The organism is Erwinia sp. S43 (assembly GCF_016624745.1).
Lineage (GTDB): Bacteria > Pseudomonadota > Gammaproteobacteria > Enterobacterales > Enterobacteriaceae > Erwinia > Erwinia coffeiphila.
The window spans coordinates 1-18,438 of sequence record NZ_JACVTX010000021.1 but is presented as its reverse complement, the minus strand read 5'-3'; the positions used below and the strand labels follow the sequence as shown (position 1 = coordinate 18,438).

General features: G+C 55.8%; 19 protein-coding genes and 1 riboswitch. Of the genes, 6 read left to right on the top strand and 13 right to left on the bottom strand.

Annotated features, from left to right (window positions below; translation table 11 throughout):
* Nucleotides 1-39 precede the first annotated feature (39 nt).
* Nucleotides 40-112: riboswitch (Fluoride riboswitch) on the top strand.
* An 81-nt stretch (nt 113-193) separates the two neighbouring features.
* Complete coding sequence (gene crcB, locus IBT47_RS19925) at nt 194-571, top strand: fluoride efflux transporter CrcB (protein WP_105590724.1); 378 nt, start codon at nt 194-196, stop codon at nt 569-571.
* Nucleotides 572-1,086: 515 nt separating this feature from the next.
* On the top strand, nt 1,087-1,317 hold the full coding sequence (locus IBT47_RS19920; RefSeq protein ID WP_105590725.1) for a hypothetical protein: 231 nt from the start codon (nt 1,087-1,089) through the stop codon (nt 1,315-1,317).
* Between the two features lie 94 nt (nt 1,318-1,411).
* On the opposite strand, the gene IBT47_RS19915 is transcribed toward IBT47_RS19920, so the two are convergent.
* Both IBT47_RS19915 and IBT47_RS19910 read right to left on the bottom strand, forming a co-directional pair.
* Entirely contained in the window at nt 1,412-1,558 is a 147-nt protein-coding gene (locus tag IBT47_RS19915) for a hypothetical protein (RefSeq protein WP_172606521.1), read from the bottom strand.
* A gap of 312 nt (nt 1,559-1,870) precedes the next feature.
* Nucleotides 1,871-2,074 carry a KTSC domain-containing protein gene (locus tag IBT47_RS19910; protein WP_200547586.1) on the bottom strand — a complete coding sequence of 68 codons (204 nt, stop codon included), beginning with the start codon at nt 2,072-2,074 and terminating at the stop codon, nt 1,871-1,873.
* 358 nt (nt 2,075-2,432) lie between these two features.
* Here IBT47_RS19910 and IBT47_RS19905 point away from each other — a divergent pair, with 358 nt between their 5' ends.
* Complete coding sequence (locus IBT47_RS19905; protein ID WP_105591151.1) at nt 2,433-2,627, top strand: hypothetical protein; 195 nt, start codon at nt 2,433-2,435, stop codon at nt 2,625-2,627.
* Nucleotides 2,628-2,690: 63 nt separating this feature from the next.
* Here the strand turns inward: IBT47_RS19905 and IBT47_RS19900 are convergent, their stop codons facing one another.
* The 7 genes from IBT47_RS19900 to IBT47_RS19870 all read right to left on the bottom strand — a co-directional run bounded on the left by IBT47_RS19900 (nt 2,691) and on the right by IBT47_RS19870 (nt 10,163).
* A complete protein-coding gene (locus IBT47_RS19900) occupies nt 2,691-4,271 on the bottom strand; it encodes an ABC transporter substrate-binding protein (RefSeq protein WP_200562444.1) in 1,581 nt (526 codons plus the stop codon).
* A gap of 112 nt (nt 4,272-4,383) precedes the next feature.
* Nucleotides 4,384-5,049: an ABC transporter ATP-binding protein gene (locus IBT47_RS19895; protein WP_200547583.1), complete on the bottom strand. Its 666-nt coding sequence runs from the start codon at nt 5,047-5,049 to the stop codon at nt 4,384-4,386.
* The gene (locus tag IBT47_RS19890) at nt 5,042-5,890 is read right to left on the bottom strand and encodes an ABC transporter ATP-binding protein (protein WP_200562441.1); all 849 of its coding nucleotides are present in this window, start codon (nt 5,888-5,890) and stop codon (nt 5,042-5,044) included. The genes IBT47_RS19895 and IBT47_RS19890 overlap by 8 nt, the downstream gene beginning before the upstream one ends.
* Nucleotides 5,880-6,731, bottom strand: a complete 852-nt coding sequence (locus IBT47_RS19885; RefSeq protein ID WP_105590733.1) for an ABC transporter permease — start codon at nt 6,729-6,731, stop codon at nt 5,880-5,882. Before IBT47_RS19885 ends, IBT47_RS19890 begins: the two co-directional genes overlap by 11 nt.
* Nucleotides 6,728-7,795 carry an ABC transporter permease gene (locus IBT47_RS19880; RefSeq protein ID WP_105590734.1) on the bottom strand — a complete coding sequence of 356 codons (1,068 nt, stop codon included), beginning with the start codon at nt 7,793-7,795 and terminating at the stop codon, nt 6,728-6,730. The genes IBT47_RS19885 and IBT47_RS19880 overlap by 4 nt, the downstream gene beginning before the upstream one ends.
* Nucleotides 7,795-9,363 carry an ABC transporter substrate-binding protein gene (locus tag IBT47_RS19875; protein WP_105590735.1) on the bottom strand — a complete coding sequence of 523 codons (1,569 nt, stop codon included), beginning with the start codon at nt 9,361-9,363 and terminating at the stop codon, nt 7,795-7,797. The genes IBT47_RS19880 and IBT47_RS19875 overlap by 1 nt, the downstream gene beginning before the upstream one ends.
* Before the next feature lie 143 nt (nt 9,364-9,506).
* Nucleotides 9,507-10,163 (bottom strand): CPBP family intramembrane glutamic endopeptidase, encoded by a 657-nt coding sequence (locus IBT47_RS19870; RefSeq protein ID WP_200562439.1) that lies wholly within the window; start codon nt 10,161-10,163, stop codon nt 9,507-9,509.
* A 431-nt stretch (nt 10,164-10,594) separates the two neighbouring features.
* Between IBT47_RS19870 and IBT47_RS19865 the strand changes: the two genes are divergently transcribed.
* Entirely contained in the window at nt 10,595-10,891 is a 297-nt protein-coding gene (locus IBT47_RS19865; RefSeq protein ID WP_200562436.1) for an I78 family peptidase inhibitor, read from the top strand.
* 27 nt (nt 10,892-10,918) lie between these two features.
* On the opposite strand, the gene IBT47_RS19860 is transcribed toward IBT47_RS19865, so the two are convergent.
* The 3 genes from IBT47_RS19860 to IBT47_RS19850 form a co-directional block, all read right to left on the bottom strand.
* Nucleotides 10,919-11,452 (bottom strand): redoxin domain-containing protein, encoded by a 534-nt coding sequence (locus tag IBT47_RS19860; protein ID WP_234472008.1) that lies wholly within the window; start codon nt 11,450-11,452, stop codon nt 10,919-10,921.
* Nucleotides 11,453-11,732: 280 nt separating this feature from the next.
* Nucleotides 11,733-11,978, bottom strand: coding sequence for a biofilm development regulator YmgB/AriR family protein (locus IBT47_RS19855; RefSeq protein ID WP_105590739.1), 246 nt, complete (start codon nt 11,976-11,978; stop codon nt 11,733-11,735).
* A gap of 239 nt (nt 11,979-12,217) precedes the next feature.
* Nucleotides 12,218-12,889: a MarC family NAAT transporter gene (locus IBT47_RS19850; protein ID WP_200562433.1), complete on the bottom strand. Its 672-nt coding sequence runs from the start codon at nt 12,887-12,889 to the stop codon at nt 12,218-12,220.
* 429 nt (nt 12,890-13,318) lie between these two features.
* On the opposite strand from IBT47_RS19850, the gene cspA reads away from it, so the two are divergent.
* Together cspA and IBT47_RS19840 are read left to right on the top strand one after the other, a co-directional pair.
* Nucleotides 13,319-13,531, top strand: coding sequence for an RNA chaperone/antiterminator CspA (cspA, locus tag IBT47_RS19845; protein WP_105590741.1), 213 nt, complete (start codon nt 13,319-13,321; stop codon nt 13,529-13,531).
* A gap of 219 nt (nt 13,532-13,750) precedes the next feature.
* On the top strand, nt 13,751-14,971 hold the full coding sequence (locus IBT47_RS19840; RefSeq protein WP_105590742.1) for a multidrug efflux MFS transporter: 1,221 nt from the start codon (nt 13,751-13,753) through the stop codon (nt 14,969-14,971).
* On the opposite strand, the gene IBT47_RS19835 is transcribed toward IBT47_RS19840, so the two are convergent.
* A complete protein-coding gene (locus IBT47_RS19835) occupies nt 14,960-18,040 on the bottom strand; it encodes a beta-galactosidase (protein ID WP_305038775.1) in 3,081 nt (1,026 codons plus the stop codon). The genes IBT47_RS19840 and IBT47_RS19835 overlap by 12 nt on opposite strands.
* Nucleotides 18,041-18,438 lie beyond the last annotated feature (398 nt).

The window sequence follows — 18,438 nt, the reverse complement described above, 5'->3', positions numbered from 1 at the left end:
GCTCGCTGTTGCAAAAGCGGCGATGACTGATTATCTTGTGGTTCACAAGGTGATGGTGTTCCACCTTTCCCAACCGCCCTGCTCGTAAGGGGCTGATGACGCCTGATAACCCTGACCGTTAACACGAGGTCGGTGTGTCAGGCTATGCGTTTTCTGCCCGCTGGCACCCCGCCTCGAAAGTACTGAGGATTTTATGCTGAAACCTTTACTGGCTGTAATGATTGGCGGCTGCGCCGGCTGTGTGATCCGCTGGCTTCTTGCCGTGCGGTTAAATTCACTTTTTCCTAATCTGCCCCCCGGAACGCTGCTGGTTAACCTGGTAGGCGGGCTGATTATCGGGGCGGCAATGGCGTGGTTTATCCGCCATCCACAGCTGGACCCGGCATGGAAACTGCTGATTACCACCGGATTATGCGGCGGCATGACTACGTTTTCTACTTTTTCGCTGGAAGTCGTCACGTTACTACAGGCCGGCAATTATCTTTGGGCGCTGACCTCGGTGCTGGTCCACGTTATCGGATCGTTGCTGATGACGATTGCTGGTTTCTGGCTGGTCTCTCTGCTGTTCTGAGGCGAAAAAGCACATTCAGGGCGGTTTTTCAGGAAAATGACGGAGTGAGGATGCCATCAGGCATCCTTCTGATGCTGGGTGCGACGATGAATGTCGCCAGCTGCTTTGCTAGCGTTAGCGGTAAACTTCTCCGCAAAGCAGTACCGCATTTGGGCGGCGTTCGTGGATCCTTTCTGCCATCTGTTCACATGCTGTGCGTGTGGGATAGATATGCTCTGATACCGGTAGTGCGTCACAGGCATCATGACCGCAGGCGCTGACGAGTAATACGAAGCCGATTAGCATTGCTCACTCCTTTGGCAGATTGGGGTCGCTTTGAGTATAGGCGATAAGCCACACAATAGCCTTCGCGGCCTGTCTCACGCCAGTGGTTTCAACAGGCTACCGCACATTCCAGTCAATTATGCGATTCGTATTTTCATCCCTGATGTGCCCTTTATCACGATTGTTCTGACTCTGGTGGGCAACGCGCGCAGATACGCTATGCTTTATATTTAACCAACGAGGAGGAGAGAATGATCGGCGAAGCAGATTTACCCGTTTCTAACGAAGACGAAGTATGTAACATCATCGGCAGAGCAGTGGTTGACCTCAGCGTTACCGGACAGCCCGTCAATAAAGCAACGCTTGGACTAAAGCTGTTATCTATGGCCGACCAGGATAAAGATGACGAACGTATTTTACTGTACTGGATTGCCCGCCGGGCGATCAATCAGCCGCAAAAATTTGCGGAGGCAGGTTACTGAAACTGCCTGCAACCGGTGCGACTGCCACCGGATTCAGCGGCCCGCCCGGTGTCCACCGGGCGGCCATTGCAGGCGCAGTTAAATCCCATCGTATTTAGTGCTTATCGCGTTCTACCACAATCTCCGTTGGGCAGCTTTCATCCGCTTTCACTCGACGATATTCCGCCTTGCCCTGGTAAACATAAATACAGGCGCGTCCCGCATTGCCCCCATCCTGCTCCTGGCTCAGTGAAACGGTCACCTGCTCCGCCCGACTGTTAAGCGGCAAAAGGCTGCATGCCAAAGAGAACACGGTTGGGAGCACGGATAGGTATGCGCGGAAAATCGGGTAGCGGTTGCGCGAGGGCATCTGACGTCCTTATGAAACGGAATGTAACCTGAGGTAAATCTCTATTGATGCCGCTATTTTAACGCATTGTGCCGGCCAGCACAGATGAAACGCGGGGTTAAATAAATTTTCTGTGAGAAAGGCTGCATTGCGGGTAGCACTAAACTGGCATTCAGGGGATTCGCTCTTATCCGACGGGCGATGTTGACCCCGCCGGATAAAAAATCAGTGCTGCGGATAGTGCTGCTTTATCTGTTCGTAAAAAAAGAGTCCCTTAGAAGGGGCCGCCATAAAGAAGTGCCAGGTGGTCAGGGGAACGTTATTGTAGGTCAGCGTTCCATGCTTCAGCGTTTCTACCTCGAGAATCCGTTTTTCCATGTCATAGGCCACGGTTCGAATAACGGATGAGGCTACGGACTGTCTTTTCATTCTGCACCTCTCAGCTGTCATTGGTGGTTAAAATTTAGACTACCGATGGCGAATTGGCATTGTTTTCGATCAATTATTAATTTTTTTTAGATCCAAGAATAATCAGAGGAGGGAAAAAATTACCTCGGAAAGTGGAAATCCAACTACACTTTCCGAGGCTATGCAAATGCACAATACGTTACGGGGATTACTTTAACGCTTTTTTTTAATCTGTACAGATTTATTTTTGTTGTACAAGTTTGTCGGTCGCGGGAAACAGAACCAGTTAGGTGGGGGATACGGGCTTTCAGGCTGCAAAAAGGGTAACGAAAGGCGGCTAAACTTGCTAAAGTTCGCTTTTCACTGTGTTGGGATTTTTATGTCGAACGAAATTGCACATCCATCCAGCAGCCCGAAGCAGGCTGCCCTTCAGTTGGTTATTGAACTGGTCAGAGCCGGTAAACTCAGCCCGTTACAGGGTGATGCCAGCAATATGATCTCGATTTATGAGCAGTTTAAGGCTCACTTTGAAGAGGATAAGCACAAGCACTCCTCGGATTCTGCTATCTCCTGAGTGGCGTAGCCAATTCTCCTGGCGGGTAGGGCAGTCGCCATACCCGCTATTTCTCTACGTGTTCTAGCTTTTCTTACTCACGCGGTCGAAGTAGAGCAGGCTAACGCCAATTCCCTGATACGCTCCCTGAATCTGCTTGCCCAGTCCAACCTGTTTCTGCCCCTGTAGCGTCACTACGTACGGTGAGTTCTGCTGGATATCCGTTTGTAGCTGCTGATACAGCGCGGTACGCTTTTTCACATCGCTTTCGGCGGCCGCTTCTCGCGTACGTGCGCTCAGGTCAGGTATCGTCCAGCCAACGCGCCAGGCCAGGGTTTTTGGCCCGCCGGGAACGTTATAGGCGAAGGTGCTGGCGTTGCTGTTGGCATCCACGTAGTCCGCGCCCCAGTAAATAAAGATCGACTGGAAGTTGCGGCCGCGCATCTTGCTCCACAGCTCGGCTTCCGCGACCGGTTGAATATCCAGATGAATATCCGCTTTCGCAAAGCTGGCCTGCAGCGCCTGTGCCACATCGCTGTAAGGCGGCTGATTGACAATAGTCAGAGCAAAGCGCGTGCCCGATTTGATGCCTGCCTTCGCCAAAATGGATTTCGCTTTTTCCACATCATAGTGGAACGGTTCGTTGGTGAGTGCGCCGTCAAAGCCTGCGGGCAGAAACGTCTGATGAACCTGATACTGGCCTTTCAGTAGCTGTTCAGAAATCGACTTGTAGTCCACCAGCCAGCGTGCGGCCTGCCACAGTGCCGGGTTTCCCAGCGCGGGCTGCTGCTTGTCCTGGGTATTGAAGCCAAGATAATAAATCAGGCTGGAAGGGAAACTGGCGACGTTAACCTTACCCTGCTGTTTGAGGGTAGCGAACTGATCGGCGCCAAGGTCGTAGGCCACATCCACATCGCCGTTTTCCAGCAGCAGCCGCCGCGAACCGGCGTCGGTGACGCTCTTCAGGATCACCCGCTTCAGGTGCGGCGGGGTTTGTGCATACGGATTCTGTTCCAGTACCAGCGCCTGCTGCGGTACATAATTGCTTATCGTATAGGCGGCACTGCCGGCGGAATGGGTGTGCAGCCAGCCGTTACCCAGGTCATTGCCCTGTGCATGCTGCTGTACCAGCTTGCTGTCCACCACCGAGGCGATCGGCGAGGTCAGCAGGCGCAGAGCCAGATCCTGACCGATTGGCGTGGTCCAGCGGATTTCAATCTGGTTATCGCCGTGCGGCGTAAACTGGGTGTCGATATTTTCCGGCGTCCAGCCAAACTCCGCGAGGATAAACGCCGGGGTTTTATTCAGTTTCACCGCGCGGGTGAGCGAGTAGATCACGTCCTGGCTGGTCACCGGATTGCCGCTGGCGAACTTCGCGCCAGGCTTTAGCGTAAACAGCAGGCTGTGCTCACTGCTGCCCGCCTGCCATTCGGTGGCCAGTGAAGGGGCCAGTTTGCGCGGATCGTCGATGTCCGGCGTCACCAGCGTTTGATAAACATTTATCAGGCTACTGTTGCTGACCGTTTCAAAGCTTTCTGCCGGATCGAAGCTGATAATGCCATCAAGCGAGATGGCGACAATCAGCGTATCGGCAGGCGTTGCCGCCTGCACCGTGTGTCCGAAAACCAGGGCGCAGGCCAGCGCCAGAGGAGCAATTTTTCGCATGATGATGTCCTGAAATCGTGGGATATATCAGGACTATAGGCGCGTCATGCGCGATCGGAAATGCCGGATCTGACTAAGGTTAGCTGATAAAGATAATTGACGGATCAACGGCTTAGCCGACGATCCTGCCTTTATCCATATGCACCGCGCGATCGCACATATGATCGATGACATCGGGATCGTGACTCACCAGCACCATGGTCAGATGATCCTGCTGCTTAAGCTGATTAAGCAGGTTGAGGATCTCCGCCTGTACCGACATATCCAGCGCGGAGGTCGGCTCGTCCAGCAGCAGTATCTTCGGCTCTAACAGCAGCGCGCGGACGATAGCCACGCGCTGGCGCTGACCGCCTGAGAGCTGGTGCGGATAGCGATCGGCCATCGCCGGGTCCAGTCCAACGTGGCGAAAACCGTCGTCGATGCGATCGTTGATGTTATCCGCCTTAAGCAGCTTCAGCGGCTCGGCCAGCGTACGTCGCAGGCGATGTCGAGGATGCAGCGAGGCGTAGGGGTCCTGAAACACCATCTGCACGTCGCGTCGCAGCTGGCCGGTAAAAGCTTTACCCGGCTCGGCCTGATGGTCCGCCAGCCGCATTGTGCCCTGCCAGTGCGGATTCAGCCCGGCCATTACCCACAGCAGGGAAGATTTACCGCAGCCGGACGGGCCGACCAGGCCGAAGCACTCACCGGCGTTAACCGACAGTGTGACATCTTCCACCACGGTGCGCAGCTCATAACCCTGGCGGTGAGCCACGCTGAGCTGGTTTAACTCAATCATGTTTAACTCCCCCGAGCAGCGCGGCGCGATCCAGCACAGGTAGTGGTTTACCGTGGGTGGATTTATTTGGCCGACAGGACCACAGCGTTCGGGTATAGGGATGCGTGGCGTGCGGTAAATCAGCGGCGGGCAGCGTGTCGAGAATATCGCCCTGATACATCACCATGACTCGCTCGCAGTGTTCGGATACCTGCTGTAAATCGTGGCTGATCAGCAGCAGGCCCATGTTGCGATCTTCCACCAGCTGGCGGATCAATCCCAGCACCTGATCGCGCATCGCGTGATCGAGCGCGGAAGTTGGCTCGTCGGCAATCAGGAAGCGCGGTTCGGCAATCAGCGCCATCGCCAGCATCACGCGCTGGCCCATCCCACCGGAAAGCTGATGGGGATAGCGTTGCATCAGCTGTACGGGCTGCGGTAGCCCTACCGCTGAAAGGATATCGCAGACCTTCTCTTTAATTTCGCTGCGGCTAAAACGGCCGTGTAGCTTGAGCGGTTCCGCGACCTGCCAGCCGATGGTGCGCATCGGGTTAAGCGCGTATTTCGGGTCCTGCATCACCATGCCCAGCTGGCTGCCGCGCAGCTGACTCCAGCGGCGTTCGCTCAGGGTCAGGGCATTTTCACCGGCGATACTCAGCGTGCGCGCCTGCAGGTGCAGGGAAGGGGAAAGCAGGCCCATCAGGCTGCGGGCGGTCAGCGATTTACCGGAGCCGGATTCACCGACCAGCGCCACGCGCTCGCGGCCAAGGGTAAAGCTGATATTTTTTACCAGCGCCGCGCCGCCTGGTGCGGAAATCGTCAGGCCATCCGCCACAATCGGCGCATCAGCATTAGTCAGCATTACGGGTATCCAGTCGGTCACGCAGGCCGTCGCCTGTCAGGTTAAAGGCCAGGCTGGCAAACAGAATGGCACCGCCGGGAACGGCAGCGACCCACCACTGGTCGAAAATCACTTTACTGCCTTCGGCCACCATCGATCCCCACTCCGCGGTAGGTGGCTGAATGCCCATACCGAGGAAGCCCAGACCGGCGGCGGAAAGAATAATGCCACCGAGGCTGAGGGCCGCGCGCACAACGGCGGTCGGCAGGCACAGCGGCAGAATATGACCAAACATCAGGCGCAGGCCGTTAATACCCTGCATCCGCGCGGCGGCCAGATAGTCGCTGCGGCGCAGTGCCAGGGTTTCCGCGCGCGCCTGGCGGGCAAACGGCGGCCAGCTGGTCAGCGCCAGCGCCAGCGCACCGTTCATCAGTCCTGGCCCCATCATCGCGACCAGCGCCAGTGCAATCACCAGGTTAGGCAGCGAAAGGAAAATATCGGTAATGCGCATCAGCACGCGCTCGCTCCAGCCGCCGAGGTAACCGGCGCTGATACCGATTAACATCCCCACCGGGATGGTCAGCACCAGAATCAGTGACACCAGCAGCAGCGTCGGGCGCGCACCGTAAATCACGCGGGAGAGCAGATCGCGGCCAAAGCCGTCGGTGCCCAGCCAGTGGCTGGCCGAAGGCGGCATCAGGCGCACTGCCATTTCCTGCGCGTTCGGATCGAAAGGTGCCAGCAGCGGTGCGAACAGGGCGGCAAAAATCAGTATCCCGACCAGCGTCAGGCCAATGGTCAGGGTGATATTTCGCCGTTTTTTAAACGGTTTTACCGTTTCGGAATCAAGAGCCTGCGTCATCGTGTCCTCGGGTCGGTCAGGTAGGTGAGCGCATCAGCCAGCGCGTTGATGACGATAAAGCAGCCGCCAATCAACAGGGTCGAGCCGAGGATCGCGGGCGTATCGGAGGCGAACAGCGCGGTGGTCATGTAGCGCCCCACGCCGGGCCAGGCAAAGACGGTTTCAGTCAGCACTGAGCCTTCCAGCAGCGTGGCGTAGGAGAGCGCCAGCACGGTAATCAGCGTTCCCCGCACGTTAGGGAAAATGTGCAGCAGCAGGATGCGTCCCCGGCTGGCACCTTTTGCCCGCGCCAGCGTTACGTACTCTTTGCTGTTCTCTTCCAGCAGCGCAGCGCGCAGCAGACGGGTAATGGTCGCCATCGACAGCAGCCCCAGCACCACCACCGGTAGCCACAGGTGGGCGATGGCGTTGCGGAACATTTCCGGGTCGCCGGAGAGCAGGCTGTCGATCAGCACCAGCCCGGTTTTCGGTTCCAGGGTATAAATCCAGATATCATCCAGCCGCCCCGGCCCTGCCGACCAGTGCAGTACCGCATAGAACAGCAGCAGACCCAGTAATCCAAGCCAGAACACCGGTACTGAATAGCCCAGCAGGGAGATCAGCCGCGCGACGTTATCCAGCAGGCTACCCGGCTTCCACGCCGCCAGCAGCGCAAGAGAAATGCCGAAAATAGCGCCGAAGATCATCGCACAGGTCGCGAGTTCAATGGTGGCCGGGAAGGTACGCAGTAAATCGCTGGCTACCGGCTGATTGGTAATACTGGAGATGCCGAGATCGCCACGTACCAGGTGTTCCAGATAGTGCCAGAACTGCATCGGCAATGGCTGGTCGAGTCCAAGATCGCGCCTGACCTGTGCATAGGTGGATTCGCTGGCGTGATCGCCGGCGATCTGCAGCACCGGATCGACAGGGGAAAGATGAGATAAACCGAAGGTGAACACCAGCAGACCAAGCAGCGTTACCACCAGCGAAATCACGACGCTGAGGGCACCGCTGCTGCGGCGCCAGAACAGCCGTGTACCGCTTTGACGCGGTACACGATCCTGAGCAGCAGGTGCCGCCATTACTTACTGACCTGGCTGTAGTAAACCATGTCCGGGTTGATCCCCTGAACGTAGCCTTTCAGATTATCGCGCAGGGCAACGAGGTTACGCGCCTGCAGGCCGACGACGTACGGTGAGTTCTGCTGAATTTCACGCTGCATTTTGTGGTACAGCTCAACGCGCTTCGCCGGATCGCTTTCGGCGGTGGCGGCCAGCGTCTGCTTGCTCAGCTCAGGGATATGCCAGTTAGAGCGCCACGCCAGCGTTTTGCTGCCGTCTTCCGGGTTGTAGGCAAAGGCGGCGGCGTTGGTATTCGGATCGAAGTAGTCAGCGCCCCAGGCGTTCAGCGTGGCTTCATACTGATGCGCTTTCACTCGGGTCGCGACTTCTGAGCTGATCCCCGGCAGCACTTCGACCTTCACACCGCCTTTCGCAAAGCTGGCCTGTAGGGCTTGCGCAATATCCAGGTACGGCGGCTGGTTGCTGACCGACAGCTTAAAGCTGACGTTTTTCAGCCCGGCTTTCGCCAGAATCGCTTTGGCTTTTTCCGGATCGTAGGTGAACGGATTATCGTTCAGCGCGCCGAGGAAGCCTTCCGGCAGGAACGACTGGTGAACCTGGAACTGGCCTTTCAGCAGGTCGTTGGCGATGCCTTTATAGTCGAACAGATAGCGTGAAGCTTCCCACAGGGCCGGGTTTTTCAGCACCGGATTGGCGTCGATATTGAACTGCACGTAGTACAGCGAGGCCATCGGCACCGCGAGGGTTTTTACGCCCGCTTTATCTTTCAGCGAGGCGATCTGATCGGCACCCAGGTTACGCGCGATATCGGCGTCGCCCTGTTCCAGCAGCAGACGGCGAGCGGCCGGTTCCGGTACGTTTTTAATCAGCACGTTTTTCAGCTTAGGGGCGCCGGCCGGAGAGCTTGGGTTAGCGCTGAGCAGCACCACTTCATGCGGCACGTATTTGCGGATCTGATAAGGGCCGCTGCCCGCAGAGTGCTGGGCCAGCCATTTATTGCCGAAGTCGCCGTTCTGCACATTGGCCGATACGGTTTTCTCATCAACGATCGATGAAACCGGAGCCGCCAGCAGACTCAGCACGTAGGTCGGGCTGACATCCGCCGTCCAGCTCAGCTGAACGTGTTTATCGTCGATTTTTTTAAGATGCGAGTCGACGTTATCTTTGGTCCAGCCCAGTTGCGCCAGTATAAAGGATGGATCGAGGTTCAGCTTAATCACGCGGGAGAGCGAGAAAATCACGTCTTCCGGGCGTAAAGGGTTGCCGGAAGAGAAGGTCGCGCCATCACGCAGGGTGAAGGTCATACTGCGATTATCGCTGCCGGGCTTCCACTCGGTAGCCAGCGTCGGCTTCAGATCGGTCGGATTCTGCGGATCGGACTGAACCAGACGCTGATAAAGGTTGGTAAATGCCTGCACGGAGGTCAGTTCAAAACCGTCTGCCGGATCGAAACTGTTGGCATCATCGATAGACTGCGCAATGACCAGCGTGTCAGCGGGGGTCGCCGCCGTTGCGGCAAAGGATGCCGCCAGCGCCAGTGCAATAACTGAGGGGACTGTAAATTTCATGACGTTTCCTTGCCTTACATTTTTTTCGCGAGTGTAAGTGAACAACCGATAAGAGCAATAGTAGATTATTCGCTATCGATATGCGCGAAAGTTATAAGAGGAGTCGAAAGGTTATAACCTTGTCCTGTATGCAACCGATTACGCTAGCGGCTGAAGGTCAGCCACAGCCAGGGGGCAACGCCAAGCAGGTTATTAAGCATATGCAGGAAAATAGGTAACTTCAAACCGCCTGAGACCAGTCGCGCGGCACAGAGCAGCAGCGACAGGGCAACCAGCGCGATCAGCGTTTGCAGATGGGCATACTGTGTATGGATTGCGGCGAAGGCGAGGGAGGTCAGCACCGAACAGGCAACCCGCTGGCGCGGGGCCCACAGTAAAAATCCCTGCATTAAATAACCACGAAACAGAATCTCTTCGTAGACCGGTGCCAGCAGAGCCACGGCCAGCGCGAACAGTATTGAGCTGGTTGCATTACCGCTAAACTGCCCGCCCGTCCAGCTCTCACGCTGCATATAAAAGGCCTGGCTGACCAGCAGCAGAATCAGCAGCACGCTGAACACCATCACCTGACGCGGGAGGAGTTTTCCGACGTGAATATCGCCGTAATGACGTCTGTACCAACGGAAGAGCGGGATCAGAACGGCAAATTCCAGCGTGCAGAGCACCGGCATCAGCAGACCACTGCTGACCAGCATGGCGTGGTTGGGCAGGTATCTTACCAGCAGGGTAATGGCGTACCAGATAATCAACATCCCGGCGCAGAGCAGGGTTTGGGACACTCTGTCGGGAGCGGTATTCATGGCAACAACCTGTCACGGAAGGTTTTTTTCGATGTTAACAACTGTTACGAGCACTGTCGAGTTTGGGGAGCGTCATAGCAAAGCGGGTTAAGTTTTCGTGGTGAAAAACCTGTGACCGGGGAAGCGACGATTGTGCTATCGGTTGCCCCGGTAAACTGCGCCGGGGCCGGGAGGATGTTAGCGGACTCTCACCGCGACCAGCGTCATGATGACGGCAAAGGTGACAAAAATTGCCAGTTCCATAAGAATCTCCTCTTTGGGAAAACTCCTAAAATTATAGCTAAAATCTGGATATTTTATGAACGATGCGTGCGCAGGGAGGCTAAATCAGACGGATAATCATCCGTTCTTTTACCTGCGCATTATGGCGTTAATCTGTTAATCTTTAACTCAATTTGCCGATTATCTACGCGAAAAGAGGAGCAGGAACAGTGAAATACTATGGAAAAATAGCGTTCGTTGCGGCGTTGATTGCGCTGGCAGGCTGCCAGTCGTCTGGCCAGAAAACGGCGGCGAATGCGCCGGTTGACCCGGAAATGGATCGCTGTGGCGCATCGGAACTGCAGCAGTATGTTGGTAAGCCACTTACCGCGCTGGAAACGCTGCGCTTCGAGAAGCCGGTGCGCGCGATCCCTTACAATTCTGCCGTGACCATGGACTTTAATCTGAATCGCATTAACTTCTTAGGCGATCAGCAGGGCAACATTACTAAAGTCTACTGCGGTTGATCGATGCTGGCTGGTCGTACAGGCCAGTCAGTACTGCCATTTCCTCACCCACCACAGGCGCAACAGTACGCCGGTGTTGCTGGTCCAGCCGCTGCTGGTGCTGACCACTTCACCCTTCGCGACAACAAGCAGTGTAGGTTTGCTGGTGACCTGCCAGTGAGCGGCAAGACTGCCGTTACTGTCATTGACCACTGGCAGATTGAAATGATGCCCATTCAGATAGCGTACAACGCTGATGTCATCTCCCGACATGCTGGCGACGGTGAGCACGTTGGTGCGTTTATCGTTGAGTTTGATCATCAAAGGGATGGTGTCGTGACAGGCCGCGCACCAGCGGTCCCAAAACAACACCAGCAGCGGCTTTTTTTCGCTGAGTTCCGCGAGCGTCAGGTCTCTGCCATCAATGGTATGCAACGGCTGGCTGGCGAAATCGGCGGGCAGGTCCGGAGCCCGAATACCATCGACCAGTCGGATGATCAAAATAAGGGATAGAAGAGGTAATAGCAGGTAAAGACCGACCTTTTTAAAGCGGTTAATAAGAACGTTATACCAGTTATTCATCTGCCATCTCCAGCCTGCCTTCGGCGCATATCTTAATGACGCTATGCCGAATAACAATCGTTTGCCGTGTAAACATTCGTATAGGGAATATTCCCCACACGGGCAGGCGGGTTTGCGCTGTCATCATCCTGCAACGCGCTGATGGCAGTATCTTGCTGCACACAACGTGACTTCCTCGTCACTCCAGATATGCAATGCTCGTCTTTAACCCGCCGTGTGCGGGTTTTTTTTCGTGACAGACAGAGCGGCGGCTCAGCGTTTTAAGGCTGGCGTATCCTGTTTATTTGTTGCCGTTGAAAATCTGCGTCAACAGGTTGCGATATCCCTGAAGTATGGCTTCATCGGCTTCTCCTTCCAGTCGGGCGATGACGCTGGCAATAATCGCGTCATTGCTGAGCGGTTTCCCGTTTTGCATTAACTCCATCATGATCGCTTCCAGCAGTTCGCTTTCTCTGGGAGCCTGGAAAGCCGGGCTGTTAAAATAGTCGGTAATTGCGCGGCCTGCGCCCTGAACGTGATAAGCCATGATAAACCTCCACAGACGCGTCCACTAAAGCGCGGAGCGGCTTCCGTGGAATCATAATGTTGTTGTGAATACCAGAGAGTAGGGCAAGAAATGTCCGCTCCCGTTACCTGAAAAAGATGACCGGAGATTCTGTAAACTGTAGATGTGCGGTGCCGGAATGCCAGTAACAGAAAGAAATATTTCTAAGCACCCTGAAAAATATTCCGGGCGGAGGAACCCACCCGGAAGGGAACGTGCGTTTATCCTGCGTGATAGGTTGTAATCACCTCAAGCGTACCGTTAATCATAAACTGCACGCCCATGCAGACCAGCAGGAAACCCATCAGGCGCGAGATGGCTTCAATACCGCCTTTCCCCACCAGACGCATAATTGCCCCGGAGCTGCGCAGGCAGGCCCACAGAATCAGACTGACGGCAAAAAAGGTCAGTACGGGGGCAACGGTAATAATCCAGGGGGCAAAGGGGGTGCCGCTATGAATAGTTGAGGCGGTGGAGATAATCATCGCAATCGTACCCGGTCCGGCGGTGCTGGGCATGGCCAGTGGAACAAAAGCGATATTGACGCTTTTCCGCTCGCTCATCTCATCCAGTTTGTGCTCGGCTTCCATGGAATGTCCGGCCTCCTGCTGTGGAAAGAGCATGCGGAAACCGATAAACGCCACGATCAATCCCCCGGCAATACGCAAACCGGGAATCGAAATGCCAAAGGTATCCATGACAACGTTACCGGCGTAGTAGGCAACGGCCATAATAATAAACACATAGACAGACGCCTGAAGCGACTGCCGGTTACGCTCCTGATAGTTCATATCGCCGGCCAGCCCCAGAAACAGGGCGACGGTCGTCAGTGGGTTTGCCAGGGGCAGCAGTACGACCAGGCCAAGGCCCACGGCCTTAATCAGTTCAAGCATCCTGTAATATCCTCATTGAATACAGACTGGGTCATTTGTCATGCACAATCGTCGACCTGAAAAGGAAGCCTACATTAACCCTGATCTATCCCGTTGACAAAAAATGACCTGAGACATGAAAAGCAGAATGAAGATAAGAAGACAAAATGACTGACGTGATACAGGCAGTTAAATTGATATCTAAATCATGGTGTTGATTGTTTTTTTGTTTTTTTGTTTTTATTTCTCTTGAACCCGGGGCAGTGTTATGCGTAAATGCGTCCGTTGGTTTTGATACAGACCCACGTATGCGAGCAATTTTAGTAAAGCAGTCTGCAGTTAAAGCGTTACACAGCTTATTCCTGACTTCCTTCTTGAGTGCCTCATAGTAATCCCCTGTTGAAAAACCTTGTGCCCCCGTGGCTTACTACATAATTGAAGGAAAGACTCATGTCTAACAAAATGACTGGTTTGGTAAAATGGTTCAACGCTGAGAAAGGTTTCGGCTTCATCTCCCCAACCGACGGCAGCAAAGACGTTTTCGTACACTTCTCTGCAATCCAGAACAACGGTTTCAAAACTCTGGAAGAAGGTCAGAAAGTAGAGTTCACTATCGAAAACGGCCAGAAAGGCCCAGCAGCTGCTAACGTAACTGCACTGTAAGATAGAACTCTTTTCATCAGCTCTGCGTTTAACGCCTGAGATGATGAAAGTTAAAAAACCCGCTTCGGCGGGTTTTTTGCGTTTTCAGGCCTGAAGCGCCACTCGTGTTAGTAGAAAATTCTGAAGTGATGTCCATCACCTTATTTGCCCTCACTCCGTTGCTGACAGTTGTTACACTTGTCGCTCGTGATGTTGCTATAAGGCCGCAAGTGCAGTCCGATGGAATCCTGGAAGGTTAATCTAATCTCAGTCTGGTTTGGCTGTCTGTTTACCGGGCTGGCGATCAGTCAGATAATCCCGTTTCTTCCCCTCTACGTTGAGCAGCTTGGTGTGACCGATCCCGCATCGCTGACGCTGTGGTCCGGGCTGATTTTCAGTATCACCTTCCTGGTTTCAGCGATTGTGTCGCCGATGTGGGGAAGCCTTGCCGATCGAAAAGGGCGCAAGCTGATGCTGCTGCGTGCTTCACTCGGTATGGGCGTGGTGATCCTGCTCCAGGCCTTTGTCACCAACGTCTGGCAGCTGCTGGCACTGCGTGCATTGATGGGGCTGACTTCGGGATATATACCGAACGCAATGGCGCTGGTGGCGGCACAGGTACCGCGTGAACGCAGCGGCTGGGCAATGAGCATGGTATCCACCGCGCAAATTTGCGGGGTGATTATGGGGCCGTTGATGGGGGGACTGCTGGCGGACTGGATCGGACTGCGGGCGGTATTTATCATCACTTCCGGGCTGCTGCTGATAAGCTTTCTGATCACGCTGTTCCTGATCAAAGAGAGCGGCGTCATTCGGGTCAAGAAAGAAGACAATCTCAGCGGCAGCATGGTGTTCCGTACCCTGCCGTGGCCAAAGCTGACCATCAGCCTGTTTTTTACCACGCTGGTTATTCAGCTGTGCAACGGGTCGATCAGTCCGATTCTGACGCTGTTTGTGCGCGAACTTGAACCGAACGTGCAGAATATTGCTTTTCTTAGCGGTGTCGTTGCGGCGATCCCCGGAGTCTCCGCGCTACTGTCCGCACCTTCGCTGGGGAAACTCGGCGACCGCATCGGCGCGCAGCGCATCCTTTTTGCGTCTCTGATCTTATCCATCCTGCTGTTTATCGGCATGTCGTGGGCCAACAGTGCCCTTGAGCTGGGTATCCTGCGTTTCCTGCTGGGCTTTGCCGACGGCGCGATGATGCCTGCCGTACAGACCCTGCTGCTGCGTTATTGCAGCGACCGGGTGACCGGCAGAATTTTTGGCTACAACCAGTCGTTTATGTATCTGGGCAACGTAGTTGGGCCGTTGATGGGCTCGGGTATTTCAGCCGTCGGCGGGTTCCGCTGGGTATTTGCCGCAACGGCCGCTGTGGTGCTGGTGAACACCGTGCAGCTGATCTGGGTTTACCGCCGCCCGCGTGGCAATCGCGCAGGCGGCGTAACGTCAGGCCAGTGACAGCGTTAGTTGATAACGGTACTGCCTGGCAGACAGCAGGAAGTCCGGGTTAACGCTCGGGCTCCAGGAGTCGTCGCCGCCTATGCCCATATGATAACCGTCAAGGATCAGCCAGCATCCCGCTTCATCACGCAGCAGGTGGCGATGTGATGTATCGCGGAGCTGTTCGACGCTCTGGCGGCTCAGCGAGAAGTGGAAATCTCCCTCAGCCTTCAGTCCGGCGTATTCCAGTTCACGGGTGCCGCCCCGCAGCCCGTTCTCCCCCGGGAAAACATAGGCAGTGTTGAGTTCTGCCAGCGGTAGCTGCCAGCGGCTGAACTCTGCGGCCAGCCGCCGATCAGGATAGTTTTCGTGCGGCCCAAGGCCCAGCCAGCTGGCGTGCTCCGCCACTTCGGCCAGCTGGCAGCGCAGGCCGATACGTGCCGGTTCCGGCTGCCCGGCGGCAATATCCACCTCAACCTCGATGCTCAGTTTACCTTCACCGTCGAACAGATAGCGTTTGCGGCTGATAAAGCGCGTTTCCCCTGCGGCCTGCCAGGCGTGGATGCTGGCGATCTGCACACCGTGGCTCAGTTCATCCGCCTGCAGGCTAATCAGTAATGGCTCAAGCTGGTTGTAACCGGCCCGCCGCCAGCGTTCAACCCATGCACGGGGATCGACGCGAGTGACCTCACTAATGCCAATATCATTATCCAGAGGCGCACGCACAAACAGATCGGAGAGCGGGGAGAGCAGCTGCGGTTTATCGCCACGAAGCCACTGCGTCAGCTCGCCACTGCTGCGGCTGAACTGCCAGCGCTGTTCACCGTGCTGTACGTCGAACCGCTGAGCGGTTTCGGTAAGCCGGGGGCGCTCAAGATTTTTCCGGGATCGCGGCAGCGAGAGGGCAGCCGGCAGGCGCCAGCCGTCCCATGCCATGCGGTGCCCGGCGGGTGACCACGCCGTGGCAGCTGGCTGGATCACTTCGACCCGCAGCCACAGTTCTCCGGCCAGTACGGGCAGATCGCCCAGTACCAGACTGATGCTTTGTTCCGCGGCCAGTTCCAGAGCCTGTTCTCCTCCAGCTATCCGCTGACCCTCGTGCTCAATAGACCAGCGCAGCGTTTCGTTATCGCTGCTGCGGAACAGGTATTCACTGGTAATCCGCAGTGTCAGCGGGGCATAGCTCTCCACGGCAAACTGGAAGAACTGTTGGGCGCGCTGGGCCTCAAACAGGGAAGGGTGCGGTGTGCGATCGGCAAAGACCAGGCCATTCATACAGAACTGGCGATCGTTAGGCGTATCGCCAAAGTCGCCGCCGTAGGCCTGCCAGCTGCTGCCGTCCGCCTCATGGCGGGTCAGGCTCTGATCGACCCAGTCCCAGACGAATCCACCCTGCAGGCGTGGGAACTGGCGGAACGCCGCCCAGTAGCGGTCAAATCCGCCGAGGCTGTTGCCCATTGCGTGGGCATATTCACACAGGATCAGCGGGCGCTGTTCTTCCGGCAGGCCAATCCACTTCTTCAGCGACCACTTAGGTACGGCTTCAAATGGCTGATCCTGATCCACTCGGGCATACATCGGGCAGATGATATCGGTGGCGGCGGTATTGGCACCGCCGCCTTCATACTGCACCGGACGGCTGGGATCGTGGCTTTTAATCCAGCGATAAAGCGCATCGTGCGTGCTGCCGTGGCCGGATTCGTTACCGAGTGACCAGATGATAATGCAGGCGTGGTTGCGATCGCGTTGCACCATACGCGTGACGCGCTCGCTGAAGGCATTGAACCACTGCGGATCGTCAGACAGGCGATTCATCGGCTGCATACCGTGGGTTTCAATATTGGCTTCATCAACCACATACAGGCCGAAGCGGTCGCACAGGCGATACCAGAGGGCGTGATTAGGATAGTGCGAGCAGCGTACGGCATTGAAATTGTGCTGCTTCATCAGTGTGATGTCGCGGATCATTGTTTCCTCATCCATCACCTGCCCGCGATCCGGATGATGCTCATGTCGGTTAGTGCCGCGGATCAGCAGCGGCTTGCCGTTAAGCTTCAGCAGCCCGCCTTCTACCGCGATCTGACGGAAACCGACGTCATACGCTTCACTTTCAAGAGGGTTACCGCTGGCATTAAGCAGCGTAACCACGGCACGGTAAAGATGCGGTGTTTCCGCGCTCCACAGCAGCGGCCGTGGCACATTGATACTGAGGAGCGTACGGTCAGTATAGCTGCCGCGCTCATCAATAACGGCACTACCCATTGCCTGGCGGTGTTCTGCAATCAGCGTATCCTGCTGCCACAGCGTAACTTCAACCTGGTGGTCGCGTGCATCCTGCTCCGAGCAGACCGCCAGCACCCGCAAGTCGGCGCTGTGAAACTCTGCGCTCAGGCGGGTTTCGATCTGAACATCCTGCAGGCGAACCGAGGGCTTATGCAGCAGGCTGACGTCGCGGAAAATGCCGCTCATCCGCCACATATCCTGATCTTCCAGATAGCTGCCGTCGCACCAGCGCAGCACCATCACCGCAATCCGATTTGCGCCACTTTGCAGCACGGCGCTGAGGTCGAATTCGGCGGGTAATCGGCTGTCCTGCGAATAACCGACAAACGTACCGTTGCACCACAGATAGAAGGCGGAGTTCACGCCGTCGAAGATAATCCGCGTTTGTCCGCTTTGCAGCCAGTCGGCAGAGCAGTTGAATGTGAGCGAGTAACAACCGGTAGGGTTTTCCGCAGGAACGTGCGGTGGATCGACCGGGATTGGATACTGCACATTCGTATAAATTGGTGCATCGTAACCGGAAAGCTGCCAGTTTGACGGCACGGTGGCGCGATCGGCTGAACCAAGGTCGTCTGCGATCCAGCTATCCGGAACCGCTTCCGGCCGGTTAAAGTAGCTAAATTTCCACTCACCGCTCAGAGACTGGATCGACGGACTGGGGAGATCCTGGCGAGCGGACTCGCTGTTGCGCCAACTGGCGAAAGGAGGATGACTGGGTAAGCGGTTGATCTGGGTGACGGCCGGGTTCTCCCAGTAACGGAGAGATACCAGCTGCTGTAGAGAAAGCGGATTGCGATCGGTCATGGTCAAAACCTCATCAATGTTATGCGCTCACATTGTCGCGAATCGATGTTGTTGTAAAGTGAAAATCCCAGGGAATGCGAGGTGGATCGCGGCAATTAAATCTGGTGAAAGCGAATAGCATGTGTGTCCAGGGCAGGGTTGTGCGCAGAAATTAACAGGAAATCGTTAAGCGCGGTTACGGCGAGTAAAAAGCGCCGCTAACCGGATTATTCTGCATTGTGAGCGGTCCAGGCGGCGCTTACTATCGCGGGAGAAATGAGGAGGGCATCCTCATATTGTGACCCGTGAGGTTTTAACATGATTCGTATTCTTAAGGCGGCGAGTATCGTCGCGCTGGTGGCAGCGCTCAGTGGATGCCTGTTCCCTCCTCCGGGCGGTGGTGGCGGCGGTTGGGGAGG

What these genes read in the sequence shown, in the direction of transcription:
- crcB (WP_105590724.1), top strand. Translation starts at nt 194, where the DNA reads ATGCTGAAACCTTTACTGGCTGTAATGATTGGCGGCTGCGCCGGCTGT.
- IBT47_RS19920 (WP_105590725.1), top strand. Translation starts at nt 1,087, where the DNA reads ATGATCGGCGAAGCAGATTTACCCGTTTCTAACGAAGACGAAGTATGT.
- IBT47_RS19910 (WP_200547586.1), bottom strand. Translation starts at nt 2,074, where the DNA reads ATGAAAAGACAGTCCGTAGCCTCATCCGTTATTCGAACCGTGGCCTAT.
- IBT47_RS19905 (WP_105591151.1), top strand. Translation starts at nt 2,433, where the DNA reads ATGTCGAACGAAATTGCACATCCATCCAGCAGCCCGAAGCAGGCTGCC.
- IBT47_RS19900 (WP_200562444.1), bottom strand. Translation starts at nt 4,271, where the DNA reads ATGCGAAAAATTGCTCCTCTGGCGCTGGCCTGCGCCCTGGTTTTCGGA.
- IBT47_RS19895 (WP_200547583.1), bottom strand. Translation starts at nt 5,049, where the DNA reads ATGATTGAGTTAAACCAGCTCAGCGTGGCTCACCGCCAGGGTTATGAG.
- IBT47_RS19890 (WP_200562441.1), bottom strand. Translation starts at nt 5,890, where the DNA reads ATGCTGACTAATGCTGATGCGCCGATTGTGGCGGATGGCCTGACGATT.
- IBT47_RS19885 (WP_105590733.1), bottom strand. Translation starts at nt 6,731, where the DNA reads ATGACGCAGGCTCTTGATTCCGAAACGGTAAAACCGTTTAAAAAACGG.
- IBT47_RS19880 (WP_105590734.1), bottom strand. Translation starts at nt 7,795, where the DNA reads ATGGCGGCACCTGCTGCTCAGGATCGTGTACCGCGTCAAAGCGGTACA.
- IBT47_RS19875 (WP_105590735.1), bottom strand. Translation starts at nt 9,363, where the DNA reads ATGAAATTTACAGTCCCCTCAGTTATTGCACTGGCGCTGGCGGCATCC.
- IBT47_RS19870 (WP_200562439.1), bottom strand. Translation starts at nt 10,163, where the DNA reads ATGAATACCGCTCCCGACAGAGTGTCCCAAACCCTGCTCTGCGCCGGG.
- IBT47_RS19860 (WP_234472008.1), bottom strand. Translation starts at nt 11,452, where the DNA reads ATGAATAACTGGTATAACGTTCTTATTAACCGCTTTAAAAAGGTCGGT.
- IBT47_RS19855 (WP_105590739.1), bottom strand. Translation starts at nt 11,978, where the DNA reads ATGGCTTATCACGTTCAGGGCGCAGGCCGCGCAATTACCGACTATTTT.
- IBT47_RS19850 (WP_200562433.1), bottom strand. Translation starts at nt 12,889, where the DNA reads ATGCTTGAACTGATTAAGGCCGTGGGCCTTGGCCTGGTCGTACTGCTG.
- cspA (WP_105590741.1), top strand. Translation starts at nt 13,319, where the DNA reads ATGTCTAACAAAATGACTGGTTTGGTAAAATGGTTCAACGCTGAGAAA.
- IBT47_RS19840 (WP_105590742.1), top strand. Translation starts at nt 13,751, where the DNA reads ATGGAATCCTGGAAGGTTAATCTAATCTCAGTCTGGTTTGGCTGTCTG.
- IBT47_RS19835 (WP_305038775.1), bottom strand. Translation starts at nt 18,040, where the DNA reads ATGACCGATCGCAATCCGCTTTCTCTACAGCAGCTGGTATCTCTCCGT.